Annotated in this window: 20 protein-coding genes and 2 tRNA genes; 13 read left to right on the forward strand and 9 right to left on the reverse strand. The window is 67.7% G+C overall.

Going from position 1 to position 15,461, the window contains the following annotated elements; genetic code table 11:
- Positions 1 to 23: 23 nt before the first annotated feature.
- Genes gatC through N4R40_RS04320 form a run of 6 tightly spaced genes read left to right on the forward strand, consistent with a single transcriptional unit; the run spans position 24 to position 5,568 of the window.
- Positions 24 to 323 carry an Asp-tRNA(Asn)/Glu-tRNA(Gln) amidotransferase subunit GatC gene (gene gatC, locus N4R40_RS04295; protein ID WP_261606118.1) on the forward strand — a complete coding sequence of 100 codons (300 nt, stop codon included), beginning with the start codon at positions 24 to 26 and terminating at the stop codon, positions 321 to 323.
- Positions 320 to 1,831 (forward strand): Asp-tRNA(Asn)/Glu-tRNA(Gln) amidotransferase subunit GatA, encoded by a 1,512-nt coding sequence (gene gatA / locus N4R40_RS04300; RefSeq protein WP_261606119.1) that lies wholly within the window; start codon positions 320 to 322, stop codon positions 1,829 to 1,831. The genes gatC and gatA overlap by 4 nt, the downstream gene beginning before the upstream one ends.
- Positions 1,831 to 3,345: an Asp-tRNA(Asn)/Glu-tRNA(Gln) amidotransferase subunit GatB gene (gene gatB / locus N4R40_RS04305; protein WP_261606120.1), complete on the forward strand. Its 1,515-nt coding sequence runs from the start codon at positions 1,831 to 1,833 to the stop codon at positions 3,343 to 3,345. The genes gatA and gatB overlap by 1 nt, the downstream gene beginning before the upstream one ends.
- A 38-nt stretch (positions 3,346 to 3,383) precedes the next feature.
- Positions 3,384 to 4,649 (forward strand): DNA polymerase IV, encoded by a 1,266-nt coding sequence (dinB, locus tag N4R40_RS04310; RefSeq protein ID WP_261606121.1) that lies wholly within the window; start codon positions 3,384 to 3,386, stop codon positions 4,647 to 4,649.
- Between the two features lie 42 nt (positions 4,650 to 4,691).
- On the forward strand, positions 4,692 to 5,009 hold the full coding sequence (locus N4R40_RS04315) for a hypothetical protein (RefSeq protein ID WP_261606122.1): 318 nt from the start codon (positions 4,692 to 4,694) through the stop codon (positions 5,007 to 5,009).
- Positions 4,993 to 5,568, forward strand: coding sequence for a nucleoside/nucleotide kinase family protein (locus tag N4R40_RS04320; protein ID WP_261606123.1), 576 nt, complete (start codon positions 4,993 to 4,995; stop codon positions 5,566 to 5,568). The genes N4R40_RS04315 and N4R40_RS04320 overlap by 17 nt, the downstream gene beginning before the upstream one ends.
- On the opposite strand, the gene N4R40_RS04325 is transcribed toward N4R40_RS04320, so the two are convergent.
- The 6 genes from N4R40_RS04325 to N4R40_RS04350 form a co-directional block, all read right to left on the reverse strand.
- Positions 5,569 to 6,057, reverse strand: a complete 489-nt coding sequence (locus N4R40_RS04325) for a DUF2017 domain-containing protein (protein ID WP_261606124.1) — start codon at positions 6,055 to 6,057, stop codon at positions 5,569 to 5,571.
- Positions 6,054 to 6,353: an ATP-dependent Clp protease adapter ClpS gene (gene clpS, locus N4R40_RS04330; RefSeq protein WP_261606125.1), complete on the reverse strand. Its 300-nt coding sequence runs from the start codon at positions 6,351 to 6,353 to the stop codon at positions 6,054 to 6,056. The genes N4R40_RS04325 and clpS overlap by 4 nt, the downstream gene beginning before the upstream one ends.
- Positions 6,344 to 6,694, reverse strand: coding sequence for a metallopeptidase family protein (locus tag N4R40_RS04335; protein ID WP_261606126.1), 351 nt, complete (start codon positions 6,692 to 6,694; stop codon positions 6,344 to 6,346). Before N4R40_RS04335 ends, clpS begins: the two co-directional genes overlap by 10 nt.
- 25 nt (positions 6,695 to 6,719) lie before the next feature.
- Positions 6,720 to 6,795, reverse strand: a tRNA-His gene (locus N4R40_RS04340).
- A 34-nt stretch (positions 6,796 to 6,829) separates the two neighbouring features.
- Positions 6,830 to 7,453, reverse strand: a complete 624-nt coding sequence (gene orn / locus N4R40_RS04345) for an oligoribonuclease (RefSeq protein ID WP_261606127.1) — start codon at positions 7,451 to 7,453, stop codon at positions 6,830 to 6,832.
- A gap of 73 nt (positions 7,454 to 7,526) precedes the next feature.
- Positions 7,527 to 7,598, reverse strand: a tRNA-Arg gene (locus N4R40_RS04350).
- Between the two features lie 125 nt (positions 7,599 to 7,723).
- On the opposite strand from N4R40_RS04350, the gene N4R40_RS04355 reads away from it, so the two are divergent.
- A complete protein-coding gene (locus N4R40_RS04355; protein WP_261606128.1) occupies positions 7,724 to 7,927 on the forward strand; it encodes a methyltransferase in 204 nt (67 codons plus the stop codon).
- Between the two features lie 17 nt (positions 7,928 to 7,944).
- Here the strand turns inward: N4R40_RS04355 and yczE are convergent, their stop codons facing one another.
- Positions 7,945 to 8,559: a membrane protein YczE gene (gene yczE / locus N4R40_RS04360; RefSeq protein ID WP_261606129.1), complete on the reverse strand. Its 615-nt coding sequence runs from the start codon at positions 8,557 to 8,559 to the stop codon at positions 7,945 to 7,947.
- Between the two features lie 61 nt (positions 8,560 to 8,620).
- Between yczE and yczR the strand changes: the two genes are divergently transcribed.
- Positions 8,621 to 10,051, forward strand: a complete 1,431-nt coding sequence (yczR, locus tag N4R40_RS04365) for a MocR-like transcription factor YczR (protein ID WP_261606130.1) — start codon at positions 8,621 to 8,623, stop codon at positions 10,049 to 10,051.
- A gap of 1 nt (position 10,052) precedes the next feature.
- Here yczR and N4R40_RS04370 read toward each other — a convergent pair whose 3' ends face one another.
- Positions 10,053 to 10,301: a hypothetical protein gene (locus N4R40_RS04370; RefSeq protein ID WP_261606131.1), complete on the reverse strand. Its 249-nt coding sequence runs from the start codon at positions 10,299 to 10,301 to the stop codon at positions 10,053 to 10,055.
- A gap of 265 nt (positions 10,302 to 10,566) precedes the next feature.
- On the opposite strand from N4R40_RS04370, the gene N4R40_RS04375 reads away from it, so the two are divergent.
- From N4R40_RS04375 to N4R40_RS04390, 4 genes are read left to right on the forward strand one after another with little or no spacing between them, the layout of a single operon-like run.
- Entirely contained in the window at positions 10,567 to 11,112 is a 546-nt protein-coding gene (locus N4R40_RS04375) for a single-stranded DNA-binding protein (protein WP_261606132.1), read from the forward strand.
- 39 nt (positions 11,113 to 11,151) lie between these two features.
- Positions 11,152 to 11,652: a DUF6993 domain-containing protein gene (locus tag N4R40_RS04380; protein WP_261606133.1), complete on the forward strand. Its 501-nt coding sequence runs from the start codon at positions 11,152 to 11,154 to the stop codon at positions 11,650 to 11,652.
- 35 nt (positions 11,653 to 11,687) lie between these two features.
- Positions 11,688 to 13,367 carry an energy-dependent translational throttle protein EttA gene (ettA, locus tag N4R40_RS04385; RefSeq protein ID WP_261606134.1) on the forward strand — a complete coding sequence of 560 codons (1,680 nt, stop codon included), beginning with the start codon at positions 11,688 to 11,690 and terminating at the stop codon, positions 13,365 to 13,367.
- Positions 13,360 to 13,848, forward strand: coding sequence for an acyl-CoA thioesterase (locus N4R40_RS04390; protein WP_261606135.1), 489 nt, complete (start codon positions 13,360 to 13,362; stop codon positions 13,846 to 13,848). The genes ettA and N4R40_RS04390 overlap by 8 nt, the downstream gene beginning before the upstream one ends.
- 15 nt (positions 13,849 to 13,863) lie before the next feature.
- Here N4R40_RS04390 and N4R40_RS04395 read toward each other — a convergent pair whose 3' ends face one another.
- Complete coding sequence (locus N4R40_RS04395; protein WP_261606222.1) at positions 13,864 to 14,700, reverse strand: acyl-CoA thioesterase; 837 nt, start codon at positions 14,698 to 14,700, stop codon at positions 13,864 to 13,866.
- Between the two features lie 88 nt (positions 14,701 to 14,788).
- Here N4R40_RS04395 and N4R40_RS04400 point away from each other — a divergent pair, with 88 nt between their 5' ends.
- Complete coding sequence (locus N4R40_RS04400; protein WP_261606136.1) at positions 14,789 to 15,460, forward strand: hypothetical protein; 672 nt, start codon at positions 14,789 to 14,791, stop codon at positions 15,458 to 15,460.
- The last annotated feature ends 1 nt before the right edge of the window (position 15,461 follow it).

Raw genomic sequence — 15,461 nt, forward strand, 5'->3', positions numbered from 1 at the left:
GAGGGCCCACGTAGACTGGTCTGGTGTCTGAAATCACCCCTGATCTCGTGCGCCATCTCGGCGTGCTCGCCCGGATCGAACTGAGCGACGAGGAGGTGCAGCGCCTCACCGGAGAGCTCGACGCGATCGTGGACAACATCGCCAAGGTGTCCGAGGTCGCCACCCCCGACGTCCCCGCGACGAGCCACCCGATTCCGCTGCACAACGTGTTCCGTCCCGACGTCGTGGGCCGCATGCTGACCCGCGACGAGGTGCTGCAGAATGCTCCGGATGCCGCCGACGGCCGTTTCCGCGTGACCGCGATCCTGGGAGAAGAGCAGTGAGCGAACTGATTCGATTGAGCGCCGCGGACCTCGCGGCGCGCCTGTCTGCGGGCGACGTCTCGAGCGTCGAGGCGACGCAGGCTCACCTCGACCGCATCGCCGCGGTCGACGGCGACGTGCACGCGTTCCTTCACGTCAGCGATCACGCGCTCGACGTCGCTGCCGACATCGACCGGCGCCGCGCCGCGGGCGAGCAGCTCGGAGACCTCGCCGGTGTTCCGCTGGCGATCAAGGACGTCCTCGTCACGACCGACATGCCCTCGACCAGCGGATCGAAGATCCTCGAGGGATTCCTGTCGCCCTACGACGCGACTGTCGTCGCCCGCGTGCGCGCGGCGGGCCTCGTGCCCCTCGGTAAGACCAATATGGACGAATTCGCGATGGGCTCCTCCACCGAGCACTCCGCGTACGGTCCGACCCACAACCCGTGGGACCTCGACCGTATCCCCGGCGGCTCCGGTGGTGGCTCGGCTGCGGCCGTGGCCGCGTTCGAAGCGCCGATCGCCCTCGGCTCGGACACCGGCGGGTCGATCCGTCAACCGGCACACGTCACCGGGACGGTCGGGCTCAAGCCCACCTACGGTGGCGTCAGTCGCTTTGGCGCGATCGCTCTTGCCTCGAGCCTCGATCAGGTCGGCCCCGTCTCGCGCACCGTCCTCGACTCGGCGCTGCTGCACGACGTCATCGGCGGGCACGACCCGCACGATTCCACGTCGCTGACCGACGCGTGGCCGTCGTTCGCGGCGGCTGCGCGCGAAGGCGCTCGCGGCGACGTCCTGAAAGGGCTGAAGGTCGGCGTTATTCGCGAGCTGCCCGATAGCGGCTTCCAGGCGGGTGTCTCGGCGTCCTTCCGCGCGTCACTCGCGCTCCTCGAGGCACAGGGCGCAGAGATCGTGGAGATCAGCGCACCGCACTTCGAGTACGGCGTCGCGGCGTACTACCTGATCCTGCCCGCCGAGGCATCGAGCAACCTCGCGAAGTTCGACTCGGTCCGTTTCGGTCTTCGCGTCGACGTTCCGGGCGGCACGGTCGAGGACGTGATGGCGCGCTCGCGCGACCTCGGCTTCGGAGACGAGGTCAAGCGTCGCATCATTCTCGGCACCTACGCGCTGTCGGCCGGCTACTACGACGCGTACTACGGCAGTGCCCAGAAGGTGCGCACGCTCATTCAGCGTGATTTCGACGACGCCTTCGCGCAGGTCGATGTGATCGCGACGCCGTCGGCGCCCACCACGGCCTTCCGGCTGGGGGAGAAGATCGATGACCCGCTGCAGATGTACCTCAACGACATCACCACGATTCCGGTGAACCTCGCCGGAGTCCCCGGGATCTCGATCCCCTCCGGGCTGGCGGCAGAGGACGGGCTGCCGGTCGGCATCCAATTCGTCGCTCCCGCCCGCGAGGATGCCCGCCTGTACCGCGTGGGTGCTGCGCTGGAAGCTCTGCTCGTCGATGAATGGGGTGGTCCGCTCCTGGACCGCGCCCCGCTGCTGGGAGGGGCCCGCTGATGGCCAAGGACGCACTGCTCGACTTCGACAAAGCGCTCGAGCTCTACGAGCCGGTACTGGGCTTCGAGGTGCACGTCGAGCTGAACACCGCCACGAAGATGTTTTCGGCCGCCGGCAACCCGGCGCACGCCGACAACCATGACGCTGCGCCGAACACGCTGGTCGCGCCCGTCGACATGGGACTGCCGGGCTCGCTGCCGGTCGTCAACGAGACGGCCGTGCGATTCTCGATCAGCCTGGGTCTGGCCCTCGGGTGTTCGATCGCGCCGTCGAGCCGCTTCGCGCGGAAGAACTACTTCTACCCCGACCTCGGCAAGAACTACCAGATCTCGCAGTACGACGAGCCGATCGCCTTCGAGGGCGAAGTTCAGATCGAACTCGCCGACGGCACCGTGATCGACGTCCCGATCGAGCGTGCGCACATGGAAGAGGATGCCGGCAAGCTGACTCACGTCGGTGGCGCGACCGGGCGAATCCAGGGCGCGGAGTACTCGCTCGTCGACTACAACCGTGCCGGAGTGCCGCTCGTCGAGATCGTCACGAAGCCGATCTACGGCACCGAGCACCGTGCTCCGGAGGTGGCCAAGGCCTATGTCGCGGCGATCCGGGACATTGTGCTGTCGCTGGGCATCTCGGAAGCGCGCATGGAGCGGGGAAACCTTCGCTGCGACGCGAACGTGTCGCTGCGTCCTCGCGGCCAGGAGAAGCTCGGAACGCGCACCGAGACCAAGAACGTCAACTCGATGCGCTCGGTCGAGCGCGCCGTCCGCTACGAGATTCAGCGTCAGGCGGCGATCCTCGCCGGCGGTGGGACGATCACGCAGGAGACGCGCCACTGGCACGAGGACACCGGGCGTACGTCGCCCGGCCGCCCGAAGTCGGATGCCGACGACTACCGCTACTTCCCGGAGCCGGATCTGCTGCCGGTCGTTCCGTCCGAGGCGCTCATCGAGCAATTGCGCGCCGCCCTTCCCGAAGCGCCGTCGGTACGCCGCCGTCGCTTGAAGGGCGACTGGGGCTTCACCGACCTGGAGTTCCAGGACGTCGCCAACGGCGGGCTCCTCGCGGAGGTCGAGGCCACGGTCGCCGCCGGCGCGACACCGTCCGCCGCCCGCAAATGGTGGACGGGTGAAATTTCCCGCTTGGCCAACGCGCAGGGCGTCGAGGCGACGTCGCTGATCGCTCCGGCCTCGGTAGCCGCTCTGCAATTGCTCGTCGATGCGGGCACGCTGAACGACAAGCTCGCCCGCCAGGTGCTCGAAGGCGTCATCGCCGGCGAAGGCACGCCGCAGGAAGTCGTCGACGCGCGCGGACTTGCGGTCGTTTCCGACGACGGCCCGCTGATCGCTGCGATCGACGACGCGCTGGCCGCTCAACCGGATGTGCTCGAGAAGATCCGCGACGGCAAGGTGCAGGCGGCCGGTGCCGTCATCGGCGCGGTCATGAAGGCCATGCGGGGTCAGGCCGACGCGGGTCGCGTGCGCGAACTCGTCCTCGAGCGCGCCGCGCAGTAGCCACCGCCGCTGTCGGCGCTGACCGGCAGAATGGATGCATGGGACGCGGCGATGGAACGGGGCGGGTCGTCTCACCGGACGATGCCGACGATTCGGGTACCCGCATCCTGCACGTCGACATGGATGCCTTCTACCCGTCCGTCGAAGTGCTCGACGATCCGTCGCTCGCCGGGAAACCGCTGATCGTCGGAGGCGCCGAGGGGCGAGGTGTGGTTGCGAGCGCCTCGTACGAGGCGCGCCGATACGGCGTGCGATCGGCGATGTCGGTCCAGGTCGCGCTACGGCTGTGCCCGACCGCGATCGTCGTGGTCCCGCACTTCGAGCGGTATGCCGCGCTGTCGCGCCAGGTCATGGACATCTTCCATTCCGTGACTCCGCTCGTCGAGCCCCTCTCGATCGATGAAGCCTTTCTCGATGTCGCCGGTGCGCGGCGGTTGTGGGGGAGCCCGGGACACATCGCGCGCGAGTTGCGCGCACGCGTCCGCGCCGAGACGGGGTTGATCTGCAGCATCGGCGTTGCATCGACCAAGCACGTCGCCAAGATCGCATCGACTCTGTCGAAACCCGACGGGCTCCTCATCGTGAGCGCCGACGAGACCGCGGCCTTCCTCGCCGCGCGACCGGTGGCTGCGCTCTGGGGCGTCGGGCCGAAAGCGGCCGAGGCACTGGCAGGGCGCGGCATCCACACCGTCGCCGACATTCTCGCCACGCCGCCGTCCGTCCTCGACCGGGCGCTCGGGGCCGTGACCGGCCAGCGCATCCGGCAGTTGGCGCAGGGGCATGACCCGCGCACGGTCGAGGTTGAACGCATCGAGAAGAGCATCGGCCACGAAGAGACTTTCCTCGAGGATGTCGCCGACCCCACGGTGCTCCGCAGCGAACTGCGCCGACTGGCCGACCGTGTGGCGGCCCGGCTACGGGCCGGCGGGTGGGAGGCCGGCACGATCGCCCTGAAGTTGCGCTACGCCGACTTCACGACGCTGACGCGAGCATCGACGCCGGCAGAGCCCACCGACGTCGGACAGCGGATCGGCGACGTCGCGATCGGCCTGTTCGAGCAGCTGGACCTGTCGCAGCCGGTGCGGCTCATCGGTGTCCGGGCGGAGAAGCTGCGCCCCCACGGAGGTGGAATGATCCCGCTCTGGGACGACGACGCCGGTTGGAAGCGCATCGATGCCGCGCTCGACGGTGCGCGCGAACGCTTCGGTGGCGGAGCCGTCACGCGCGCCAGCGTGATCGGACCACGTCGCGACGTCAATGCGCTTCCCACCAATCCGCGACTGCCGGACGTTTCGCGCGACTGACGAAGCCGTGCGCAGGCTCCGACTGCGCAGTACGGTGGAGGCATGCCCAATCTCGCACTCGAACTCGGCAAGCAGACAGCCTCCCTCGGCGTGAACAGCGTCTACGGACAACAGCAGGATGTCGGGGGTGTGACACTCGTGCCCGTCGCCCTCGCGTGGACCGGCTTCGGCGCCGGGGAAGCCGCAGAGGGAAGCGGCGGCGGAGGCGGCGGCTACGCCATTCCCCTGGGTGCCTACATCCGCAAGGGCGACGACCTGCGGTTCGAACCGAACCTGGTCTCGCTCGCCGCGATCGCGATCCCGCTCGTGTGGGTCGTGGGTCGGGCGCTCAGCCGCATCATCCGTGCCCTCAAGCGCTGACCTCACCTTCGCGGCGGCGCTGTCCGCCGCCGCCGATGACATCGTCGCCGCGCTCGGTTCGGCATCCGCTTTCGCCCCGATCACGCTGATCGACGGCCGATCCGGGTCGGGAAAGTCCACTCTCGCGGCCGATCTCGTCGCGCGTAGCCGCGGCCGCCTGCAACTCATCGCCCTCGACGATCTCTACCCGGGGTGGGATGGGTTGGCTGCGGGGGCCGAGGAGGCGTTGAAGCGCGTCATCGCGCCGCACGCGACGGGACATAGTGCCACCTGGCGGCGGTGGGATTGGGCTCTCGGGCGCCGCGCGGAAGCGCATACGGTCGATCCGGATCGCCCACTCCTCGTCGAAGGTGCGGGCTTGCTCACCGCAGAGACCGCTGCGCTGGCCGACGTCACGGTCTGGCTGGAGGCACCGGCGTCTTCGCGCAAACGGCGGGCTCTCGATCGCGATGGCGAGACGTACCGGCCGCACTGGGATCAGTGGGCCGCACAGGAGACGGTGCACCTTGCGCAGCACCGGCCTCAGAGCCACGCCATGTTCGTCTTCGCGATGCCCTGATCAGCGTTCCAACGCGCGCACAAGCCCGTCCAAGCGATAGCCCAACCAGTCGTAGATGCCGAATCGGCCATCGGCGTCGTCGTGGTCGTCTTCCGTGTGGATTCCGAGCCGCGTCGCCAGGACGAGTCGCAGGGCACTGAGCGTTCGTAGCCAGGCAGCGGATGCGTGACGGTCCAGGTGCACCCGTAGGCGGTCGTCGAACTCCGTGACGTCGAGGGATGCCGGGGACAACTGCTCGCCGTCGCGGAGAAGCGTCGTCGCAACGAGCTGGGCATCGGCGAGCCGCCGGTCGAGCAGGTCGGATTGGGTGAGGCGTCGGAACTCCTCAGCGGCAGCGTCATCGTCCCGGTACGCATCGGGCACGAGTCGCGCGACGGCAGGATCGTCCGTCGCCTCGCCTGCGCTGATCACCTCGATGAACTGCTCGACGAGGTCGGTCAGATGAGCTGCCTCGATGAGCGACAGGTCGAGTTCGACGGACCCCGTCATCCCCCCGCCTCGCGGACGGTGGCCCACAGGCCGTAGTCGTGCATGGCCTGGGCGTGCAGTTCCATCTGCTCGCGCGCACCTTCCGCGACGACCGCGTGGCCGTCATGGTGCACGGCGAGCATGAGCTTCTCGGCGCGCTCCGCCGAGAAACCGAAGTACTCCCGGAAGATGTGGGCGACGTAGCTCATGAGGTTCACCGGATCGTTCCAGACGACCGTCTGCCAGGCGCCGAACCCGGTTTCTTCGAGGCGGAGTTCGACGTCGTCGAGGGGGAGGGCGACGCTCATCACGCCCACCCCAGTTCGTGCAAGCGCTCATCATCGATCCCGTAGAAATGCGCGATCTCGTGCACCAGCGTCGTGTGCACTTCCTCGCGGAGTTCGTCGAGGTCATCGCACGCGTGCAGGTGCGGTTCCCGGTAGACGATGATCCGATCCGGGAGTTCACCCATTCCGTAACGATCCCGCTCCGTGAGGGCGAGTCCGTCGTACAGACCGAGCAGGTCCAGGCTCCCGTCTTCCGGACGGTCTTCGACGACGAACACGAGATTGTCCAGCCCGTCGAGCATCTCGTCGGGAAGAAGGTCGAGTTCATCGGTCACCAGGCGATCGAACGCCACCGCATCCATCTCGATCATGACACCCTCCCACCGGGGGAGTACTTGGGGTGAGTAACGGGGCTCGAACCCGCGACATCGGCCACCACAAGGCCGCGCTCTACCAACTGAGCTATACCCACCATGTGCCCATCTCCGGGCAACCCATCAAGTGTATTACAGCTCGCGGGCGAACGACGACACAGCCGAGGCTGCCGCCTCTCGCGCCTCATCGGACGTCGGTCCAGGTGCGGCGACGAACACCGCGTCGCGGTAGTACGCGAGCTCACGGATCGACTCGCGGATATCGGCGAGCGCACGGTGCCCGCCGTCTTTCACGGGGGCCTGGAAGTAGGCGCGCGGATACCAGCGACGCGACAGCTCCTTGATGCTGGAGACATCGACGTTGCGATAGTGCAGCCAGCGGTCGACGCGTGGCATGTACTTCGCGAGGAACATCCGGTCGGTGCCGATCGTGTTGCCTCCGAGCGGCGCCTTCCCCTCCGGCACGAAACGCTGGATGTACTCGAGCGCCTCGAACTCCGCTTCGGCGAGGCTCACGCCACGTGGGATCTCTTCGAGGAGCCCCGAGCTGGCATGCATGTTCGTCACGAAGTCGTTCATGTTCGCCAGCGCGGAGTCGTCGGGCTTGATCACGATCTGGAAGCCCGGGTCAAGCACGTTCAGTTCGAAATCGGTCACGACGATCGCGATCTCGACGAGCTCGTCGACAGCCAGATCCAGCCCGGTCATCTCGCAATCGATCCAGACGATCCTGTCGTTCTCCGCGGCATTCACCATTCCGTCATCCTAACGAGCAGGCCGACACGCCGGCCTGGCGCAGGCGACGCCGGAGGGCACATCAGCGAAAGAGTCCCCCCAGGAGGATTCGAACCCCCGACCTTGCGGGTAGAAACCGCTCGCTCTTCCACTGAGCTATGGAGGGTGGTGAGACGTGTTCTACCGTACCGCGCAACGCCGCAGGGTGTGATCGCGGGTGCGACGCAGAGAACCGTGGCGCGCGGCGCTTCGTCGGCGTAGCGTCAGGGGCAGAACGAGAGGAGCGCCATCATGAGTTCATCCAGTCTCTGGGTTGCCTACGGCAGCGAGGGGAACGTCGTCGGAAGCGTTCGCAAGGACGACGACGGCTACACCGTCACCATCGCCGGCGCCGAGGCGAGTCTCGGCACATACCCGTCGATGGACATCGCAAAGAATGCGCTGCATGGGCATCTGGCCCCCGGTGCGGATTGGCCGCAGTTCCGCGAGCACTGAGCCGACCCGAAGGTCGCTCAGACCGGTTGTACCGTCTCCGCCACGCGTGCCGCGCGCCTGCGCCGACGGTCGAAAGGCGGAAGCGCGACGTGCACGAGCGGGCCGATGCAGAGCGCGAAGATCACTGTCCCGAGACCGACCGTGCCGCCGAGAAGCCATCCGGCGACGAGTACGGAGGCTTCAACGCCGAGTCGCGCGGCCCAGATCCGCCAGCCGAAGCGCGAATTGAGCCCCGTCATCAATCCGTCGCGCGGCCCGGGCCCGAAATCAGCGCCGATGTACAGACCGGACGCCACCGCGACCAGCAGCATCCCGCCGACGAACATCAGCAGGTCCCACACAAAACCGTCGACGTGGGGGACGACCGCGATCGTGGCCTGCATGCTCGTGCCGACCAGCAGAATGTTGGCGACCGTACCGATCCCCGGGCGCTGACGCAGTGGAATCCAGAGCAGCAGGACCAGGAAGCCGACGATGTTGGTGATCCAGCCGATCCCGATCCCCGTCTGCAGAGCCAGGCCCTGCGCGAACACCGTCCACGGATCCAGCCCGATTCCCGCGCGCACCATGATTCCGCAGCCGGCGCCGAACAAGATGAGTCCGACGAGGAGCTGTACGAGACGAAGGGCCATGAAGATATCCAATCGCATGATTGGACCTTGAGCAGCAGTCCAATTTAGATATCGTGGACGCATGGACTCTCGATTGACGGCACGGGCCCTGGCCGCTGCGCTGGGCGGGTGGCGCACGCGCGAGCCTGCATACGAAGCGTTGGCGGATGGGATCCGTCTTCTCTGCCTCGACAACCGGCTGGCGCCTCGCACGGCGCTTCCGGCAGAGCGCGAACTCGCAGCAGCCCTCGGATTGAGCCGGACGACCGTCGCCACCGCATACGGCAGCTTGCGCGACACGGGACACATCGAGAGTGTGCGCGGCTCGGGCAGCGTCACGCTCCCGCTCGGTCGACGCGAGCTGGGCCGGGTCTCCGTGAACGACGACGACATCGATCTCCAGCAGGCGAGTCCCGCGGCCTGGCCCGGGTTGGCGGGAATCATGAGCGAGACGGCGGTGGATGCGGCTTCCCTCGTGGCCCGGTCCGGCTACGACGTCCTCGGGTCCATGGAGCTCCGGGCGCAGGTTGCCGAGCGCTTCACACAGCGCGGCGTGACGACCTCGGTCGACCAGATCATGATCACGATGGGCGCGCAGGCGGCTATCCATCTGCTCGCGAGCGTGCTCTTGCGGCGCGGGGACCGGGCTGTGATCGAGACGCCGACCTACCCGCACGCGGCGGAAGCGTTGCGGGAAGCCGGCGCACGGCTTGTCGGTGTGCCGGTCACCACCGAGGGGTGGGACCTCGACCGCGCCGCGCAAGCGTTCACGAGAACGTCGCCGACGCTCGCCTACCTCATGCCGAGCTACCAGAACCCGACCGGACGCAGTATGTCCGGCGACGAGCAATCCGCGATCGCGCAGGCGGCAGTGCGCGCAGGAACGACTCTCGTCATCGACGAGACGACAGCCGAGCTCGCGATCGACCCGCGGCCCGCGGGGCCCCTGTTCGTCGGCGACAGCGGCTTCTCGCACGCAGACATCGTTCGTGTCGGGTCGTTGGGTAAGACGGTATGGGGCGGCCTGCGCGTCGGATGGATCCGGGCCGACCTTGAGCTGATCCGGCGCCTCGTCGCGGCGCGACCCCGGCGAGACCTCGGTACTCCGGAGTTCGAGCAGGCCGTGGCTGCGCGACTGATGCCACTGATGCCCACGATTCTGAGCCAGCGTTCTGCGCTTCTCCGCGAAGGGCGGGATGCCGTGACGTCCGCACTTCGGCTCGAGTTGCCGTCGTGGCGCGTGCCGCATGTGGCCGGCGGCGTCGCGTTGTGGGTCGAGCTGGACGCGCCGCTGAGTTCGGGTCTGGTTCTCGCAGCACGCGCCCACGGGGTGTACCTGTCTGCCGGCTCGCGATTCGCTGTCGACGGTGGCCACGACCGCCACCTCCGCATTCCGTTCACGGCACCCGCCGATCAGCTTCGACGCGCCGTCGACGTCCTCGCTCGCGTGTGGCCCACGGTGCGCGCGGCCGCTCCGGTGTCAGGCGGCGAGCTGCTCGAAGCCGTCGTCTGAGTCACCGCAGCAGTCGCAGACATTCGAGCGCCTCGGCGGCCCGCCAGAAGTCGCCGACGTCATGGAAGGCCCCACGTGCGGGGTGGAACCGGCGCGCACGAAAGCGTCTGCCGGTCGCTTCACCGGAGGCGACGAGCTGTCCGAGTGCGCGGCCGGAGAGGTCCAGCACCCTCCATCGCTGCACGCCGATCGGGATGACCCGCACTCCGGCGGCGTCGACGGTGGAGGGCGCGAGGTCGATGGTCTGCATGCGGCTTCCTCTCTGATCGTGATCTGCGACCCGTTCGGGTGGCATCTGCTCCGGACCCTACGCGCGGCCTCCGACACGGAGATCTCGTGGCGATCGGCACTTTTCCTCCCCAGGGCGCGATTGGCCGGACCTCTCCACAGATCGACGTCCGCCGCAGCTACGCGGCCCCGGGGCGCTGCAGTCTGAGAGTGCTCCGGCACCCGGTGGGCACCCGGGTGCCGGAGCGGGCCGAGGACCGTCTTCGGCGCAGGAGAGAGGATCCGTCATGACCGAACACATCACCGTCGTCGGCAACATCGCCAACGAACTGGAGCCGCGCTCCCTCCCCGGAGGCGAGCCGATCGCACGATTTCGACTCGCCGCGACCAGCCAGCGCCGGCAGGAGAACGGGACCTGGGTCGACGCGCACACCAGTTGGTACACGGTGTCGGCCTACCGTCGACTGGCCGAGCACGCTCTTGCCTCTCTCACGAAGGGGCAGCGTGTCATCGTGACCGGTCGGTTCCGAGTGCGGCAGTGGGAGGCCGGCGGCAAGCATGGCACGGAAGCCGAGATCGACGCGGACGCTGTGGGGCCCGACCTTCTGTTCGGCACGACGAGCTTCCAGCGGGATGACCGCAATCGCGTGGCACCGCGGCCCGAGTCGCAATCGACGGGCGAATCCGGTTGGGCTGACCCCGGCCCGGAGACGCAGGCGGAGGCGTCGCCTGCGCGGGATGCGGGCGACTCTGCCGAGCTCGCGCCCGCACCCGAGCTCGTGTCTGCGGGCACCTGGGACACGCGACCCCTCGGCGATCCGACGCCGTTCTGAGCCGCCGAGGTCACAGGTTCGGCGCTCTAGACTGCTCGGGTGCGCCGAACCACCTCGCGATCTATCCGTGTGTCCGCCGTGGTCGCGGGGGTCATCATCGGTGTGCTGACATGGGTCGGATGCGCCGTAGCGCCCGATGGAGAGCCGACATCAGTGACGACCTCGACCGCATCGGTCGGTCCGAGCGGCACGCCGTCTCCGTCCGTTCCGGTCCTTGTGCCCGATGGATCTGCCGAGGACAACCTGCCGTTCTTCCGCGTGGTGATGGACAGCGTCTGGGCCGAAGACCAGAGCTATCAAGGGCGCGCCTACATCGACGCGCTCGTGGCAGCCGGCTTCCCGAAGGCCGACATGGAAGTGACGCAGGACCGCACTACGGTCGACAACCCGGCCGACGCCATCCAGTTCTCCGTCCGCTGGCAGGGGGAGTGTCTGGTCGGGCAAGTGGGTCCGTCCACCCCGGCGCCGACGGCGGTCGTCCTTCCGGAAGTGCCCGGGGGAACGTGCCTCATCGGACAGACCCGACCCATCGACTGGTGAGCCCCGTGCGGCTGCGCACGTAGACTGAGGCCGTTATGGCCGAATACATCTACTCCATGGTCCGTGCCCGCAAAGCTGTGGGCGAGAAGCTGATCCTCGACGACGTCACGATGGCGTTCCTCCCCGGTGCCAAGATCGGCATGGTCGGGCCGAACGGTGCGGGAAAGTCCACGATCCTGAAGATCATGGCGGGCCTCGACAACCCGTCCAACGGTGAAGCGAAACTGGCGCCCGGCTTCACGGTCGGCATCCTCATGCAGGAGCCCGTACTCGACGACACCAAGACGGTGCTGGAGAACATCGAAGACGGCGTCGCGATCAAGGCGAAGCTCGACCGATTCAACGAGATCTCTGCACTCATGGCCGATCCGGACGCCGACTTTGACGCGCTGCTGTCAGAGATGGGCACCCTGCAGGAAGAGATCGACGCGGCCGACGGCTGGGAACTCGAATCCCAGCTCCACCAGGCGATGGATGCTCTGCGCACGCCGCCGGCGGATGCTCCCGTCGCGCCCCTTTCCGGTGGTGAGCGTCGTCGCGTCGCACTCGCGAAGCTCCTTCTGCAGAAGCCCGACCTCTTGCTCCTCGACGAGCCCACCAACCACCTCGATGCTGAGAGCGTCCTCTGGCTCGAGCAGCACCTGCAGGCCTACAAGGGTGCCGTCATCGCGATCACCCACGACCGGTACTTCCTCGACAACGTCGCGGAGTGGATCGCCGAAGTCGATCGCGGCCGCCTGATCGGCTACGAGGGCAACTACTCGACCTATCTCGAGAAGAAGGCCGAACGTCTCGACATTCAGGGCAAGCGTGACGCGAAGCTCGCCAAGCGCCTCAAGGATGAACTCGATTGGGTTCGTTCGAGTGCGAAGGGCCGTCAGACCAAGTCGAAGGCGCGGCTCGCTCGGTACGAGGAAATGGCGACCGAGGCCGAGAGCAAGCGGAAACTCGATTTCGAAGAGATCCAGATTCCCGCCGGTCCCCGCCTCGGCAGCGTCGTGATCGACGCGAAGAAGCTGCACAAGGCGTTCGGTGACCGTGTCCTCATCGACGGCCTGAGCTTCAGCCTGCCGCCCAACGGCATCATCGGCGTGATCGGCCCCAACGGCGTCGGAAAGACCACGCTGTTCAAAACGATTGTCGGGCTCGAGCCCCTCGACGGCGGTGACCTGAAGATCGGCGAGACCGTCAAGATCAGCTACGTCGACCAGTCGCGCAGCAGCATCGACCCCGAGAAGACCCTGTGGGAGGTCGTTTCCGACGGCCTGGACATCATCACGGTCGGCAAGACGGAGATCCCGTCCCGCGCGTATGTGTCGAAGTTCGGTTTCAAGGGACCCGACCAGCAGAAGAAGGCGGGCGTCCTCTCCGGCGGTGAGCGCAACCGGCTGAACCTCGCTCTGACGCTCAAGGAGGGTGGCAACCTGCTGCTTCTCGACGAGCCGACCAACGACCTCGACGTCGAAACGCTCGGATCCCTCGAGAACGCACTCCTCGAGTTCCCCGGGTGCGCCGTCGTGATCACTCACGACCGGTGGTTCCTCGACCGTATCGCCACCCACATCCTCGCCTACGAGGGCACGGACGAGAACCCGGCGAAGTGGTACTGGTTCGAGGGGAACTTCGAGTCGTACGAGGCGAACAAGGTCGAGCGCTTGGGCGCGGACGCGGCGAACCCGGCGAAGTCGACCTACCGCAAGCTCACGCGTGACTGACACCTCGACGAGCGCGCGGCTGCACGTTCCGATCCATCTGCGGTGGGGTGACCTCGACGCGTTCAATCATGTGAACAACGCGACGATGCTCAAGCTCCTCGAAGAGGCGCGCGTACGGGTGTTCTGGTCGCCGATCGGCGGCGAGCAGGCGCCCGACACCGCCGTCATCGACGCGGGAGTGGATGCCGGTGAGCTCACACTGATCGCGCGCCAGGAGATCGAATACCTCGCTCCCGTGCCGTACCGCCGCGAGCCGCTGGACATTCAGATGTGGTTCGGGAAGATCGGCGGCTCGAGCATCGAAGTCTGCTATGAGGTCTACAGCCCGCTGAGCGACGCACCGCAGACGCTCTACGCGCGGGCATCGTCGGCCGTCGTGCTCGTCGACGCGCAGACCTTCCGCCCCGTGCGTCTGAACGACCGGATGCGCGCGGCGTGGTCGCCTTACCTCGGCGAGCCGGTCGCATTCACGCGGCGCTGACCCTGCGGACGCCGGTCAGGCCGGCACCCGGATCATGATTTCCTGCGCGACGGTGGCCACGAGCGCACCCTCGCGCGTGAACAGGCGCCCGCGAGCGAGCCCGCGCCCGCCACGGGCGCTGGGGGATTCCTGCGCATAGAGCAGCCACTCGTCGGCGCGGGCCGGGCGGTGCCACCACATCGCGTGATCGAGGCTCGCGACTTTCAATCCCGGCAGCGACCAGGCCACACCGTGCGCGCGCAGGACGGTCTCCTGAATCGTCAGGTCGCTCATGTAGGCCAGGACCGCTCGGTGCACCGCGGCATCGTCGCCGAGAGGGCGGCGTGCACGCATCCAGACGTTTTGCGTCGCGGAAGCCGGTGTCGGCGTCGCGTCGTAGATCGCTCCGTCGACGTGAACCACTTCGATGGGGCTCGAGTCGAGAAGTCGACGCGAGAACGGGTGGAGCACCGGCGCGGTCGCGGCCACCGACTCGGGTGTCGGCACACCCTCCGGCATCGCGCTCTGGTGGTCGAGCCCCGGGTCCTCGCGCTCGAACGAGGAAATCATCGAGAAGATCGGCACGCCGTTCTGGAAGGCTTGCGTGCGCCGCGTCGAGAAGGACCGACCGTCATGGATGCGATCCACCGACAGCGTGAGCCCACGGGACGCATCTCCGGGCCGCAGGAAGTAGCCGTGCATCGAGTGGGGAACGCGATCGTCGTCCGTCGTCCGGTCCGCGGCGATGATGGCCTGCGCGAGCACCTGCCCACCGAAGATGCGCCCCGTCGGCATGGGGTGCGAGTCGCCGGTGAAGATGTCTTCCGTTGTGCGGGCGTCGCTGGAAGCGAGATCGAGCACCCCCAGCATCATCGTCACCGGATCGGTCTGCTCCGTCACGTCTGCTCCCGTCCGAGGCAAGCCACCTGTTGTGGGCCGTCCGCTTGATAGTTTAGAGCGGATGTCACCTCGCCTTCTGTTCCCCGATGCCCCCACCGCGGCCGACGCGTTGACCTTCGCGCAGCGGGCGGTGCGTCTCGGAGACGGCGCCGTGCGGTTGCGGGCGGCCGGCGGCACGCTTGCGCTGACGTCTGCACCGCTCGCACCGGAAAACCTGCTGGACGCGACGCCGACCGTGTTGGGGATGCGGCTCGTGCGGGTGGACCCCGAGTTGGAATGCGACCTCGTCGTCGAGGCATCGTCGCTCGCGGCGACCGACGATCCGTGTGAGCTCCTCTTGCCTGAATCGGCAGTATCGGCACCGTGGGCGGGGATCTCTGCTCCGCGCTCCGGGTGGGAGCCCGCGGGCGAGCTCTCCGCGGCGACGCTCGCCGCACGAGCGCAATGGGGGATCGCTGCCGTCGCGGAAGCCGTCCCGACGTCGGCGGGAGAAGAGATCGTTCGCGCCGTCCGCGCCGACGTGTGGGGCCGTCCCGACGATGAACTCGACGGGCTTCCCCTCGGCGTCGCGTTCGCGGCATTCGCTCTGGGCTTCATCGGCGGCGAAGAGGTCGCAGCGGTACGCCGGCTCGGCCCGTGGACGCGACTCAGTCTCACCCGCGGTCACGTGCTTACCCGCGGAACCGTCCGGTCGGGACTCACCGGCGTCCGAGCGACAGGCCCGTCAGCCTGAA

The organism is Microbacterium memoriense (assembly GCF_025398275.1).
GTDB classification, from domain to species: domain Bacteria; phylum Actinomycetota; class Actinomycetes; order Actinomycetales; family Microbacteriaceae; genus Microbacterium; species Microbacterium memoriense.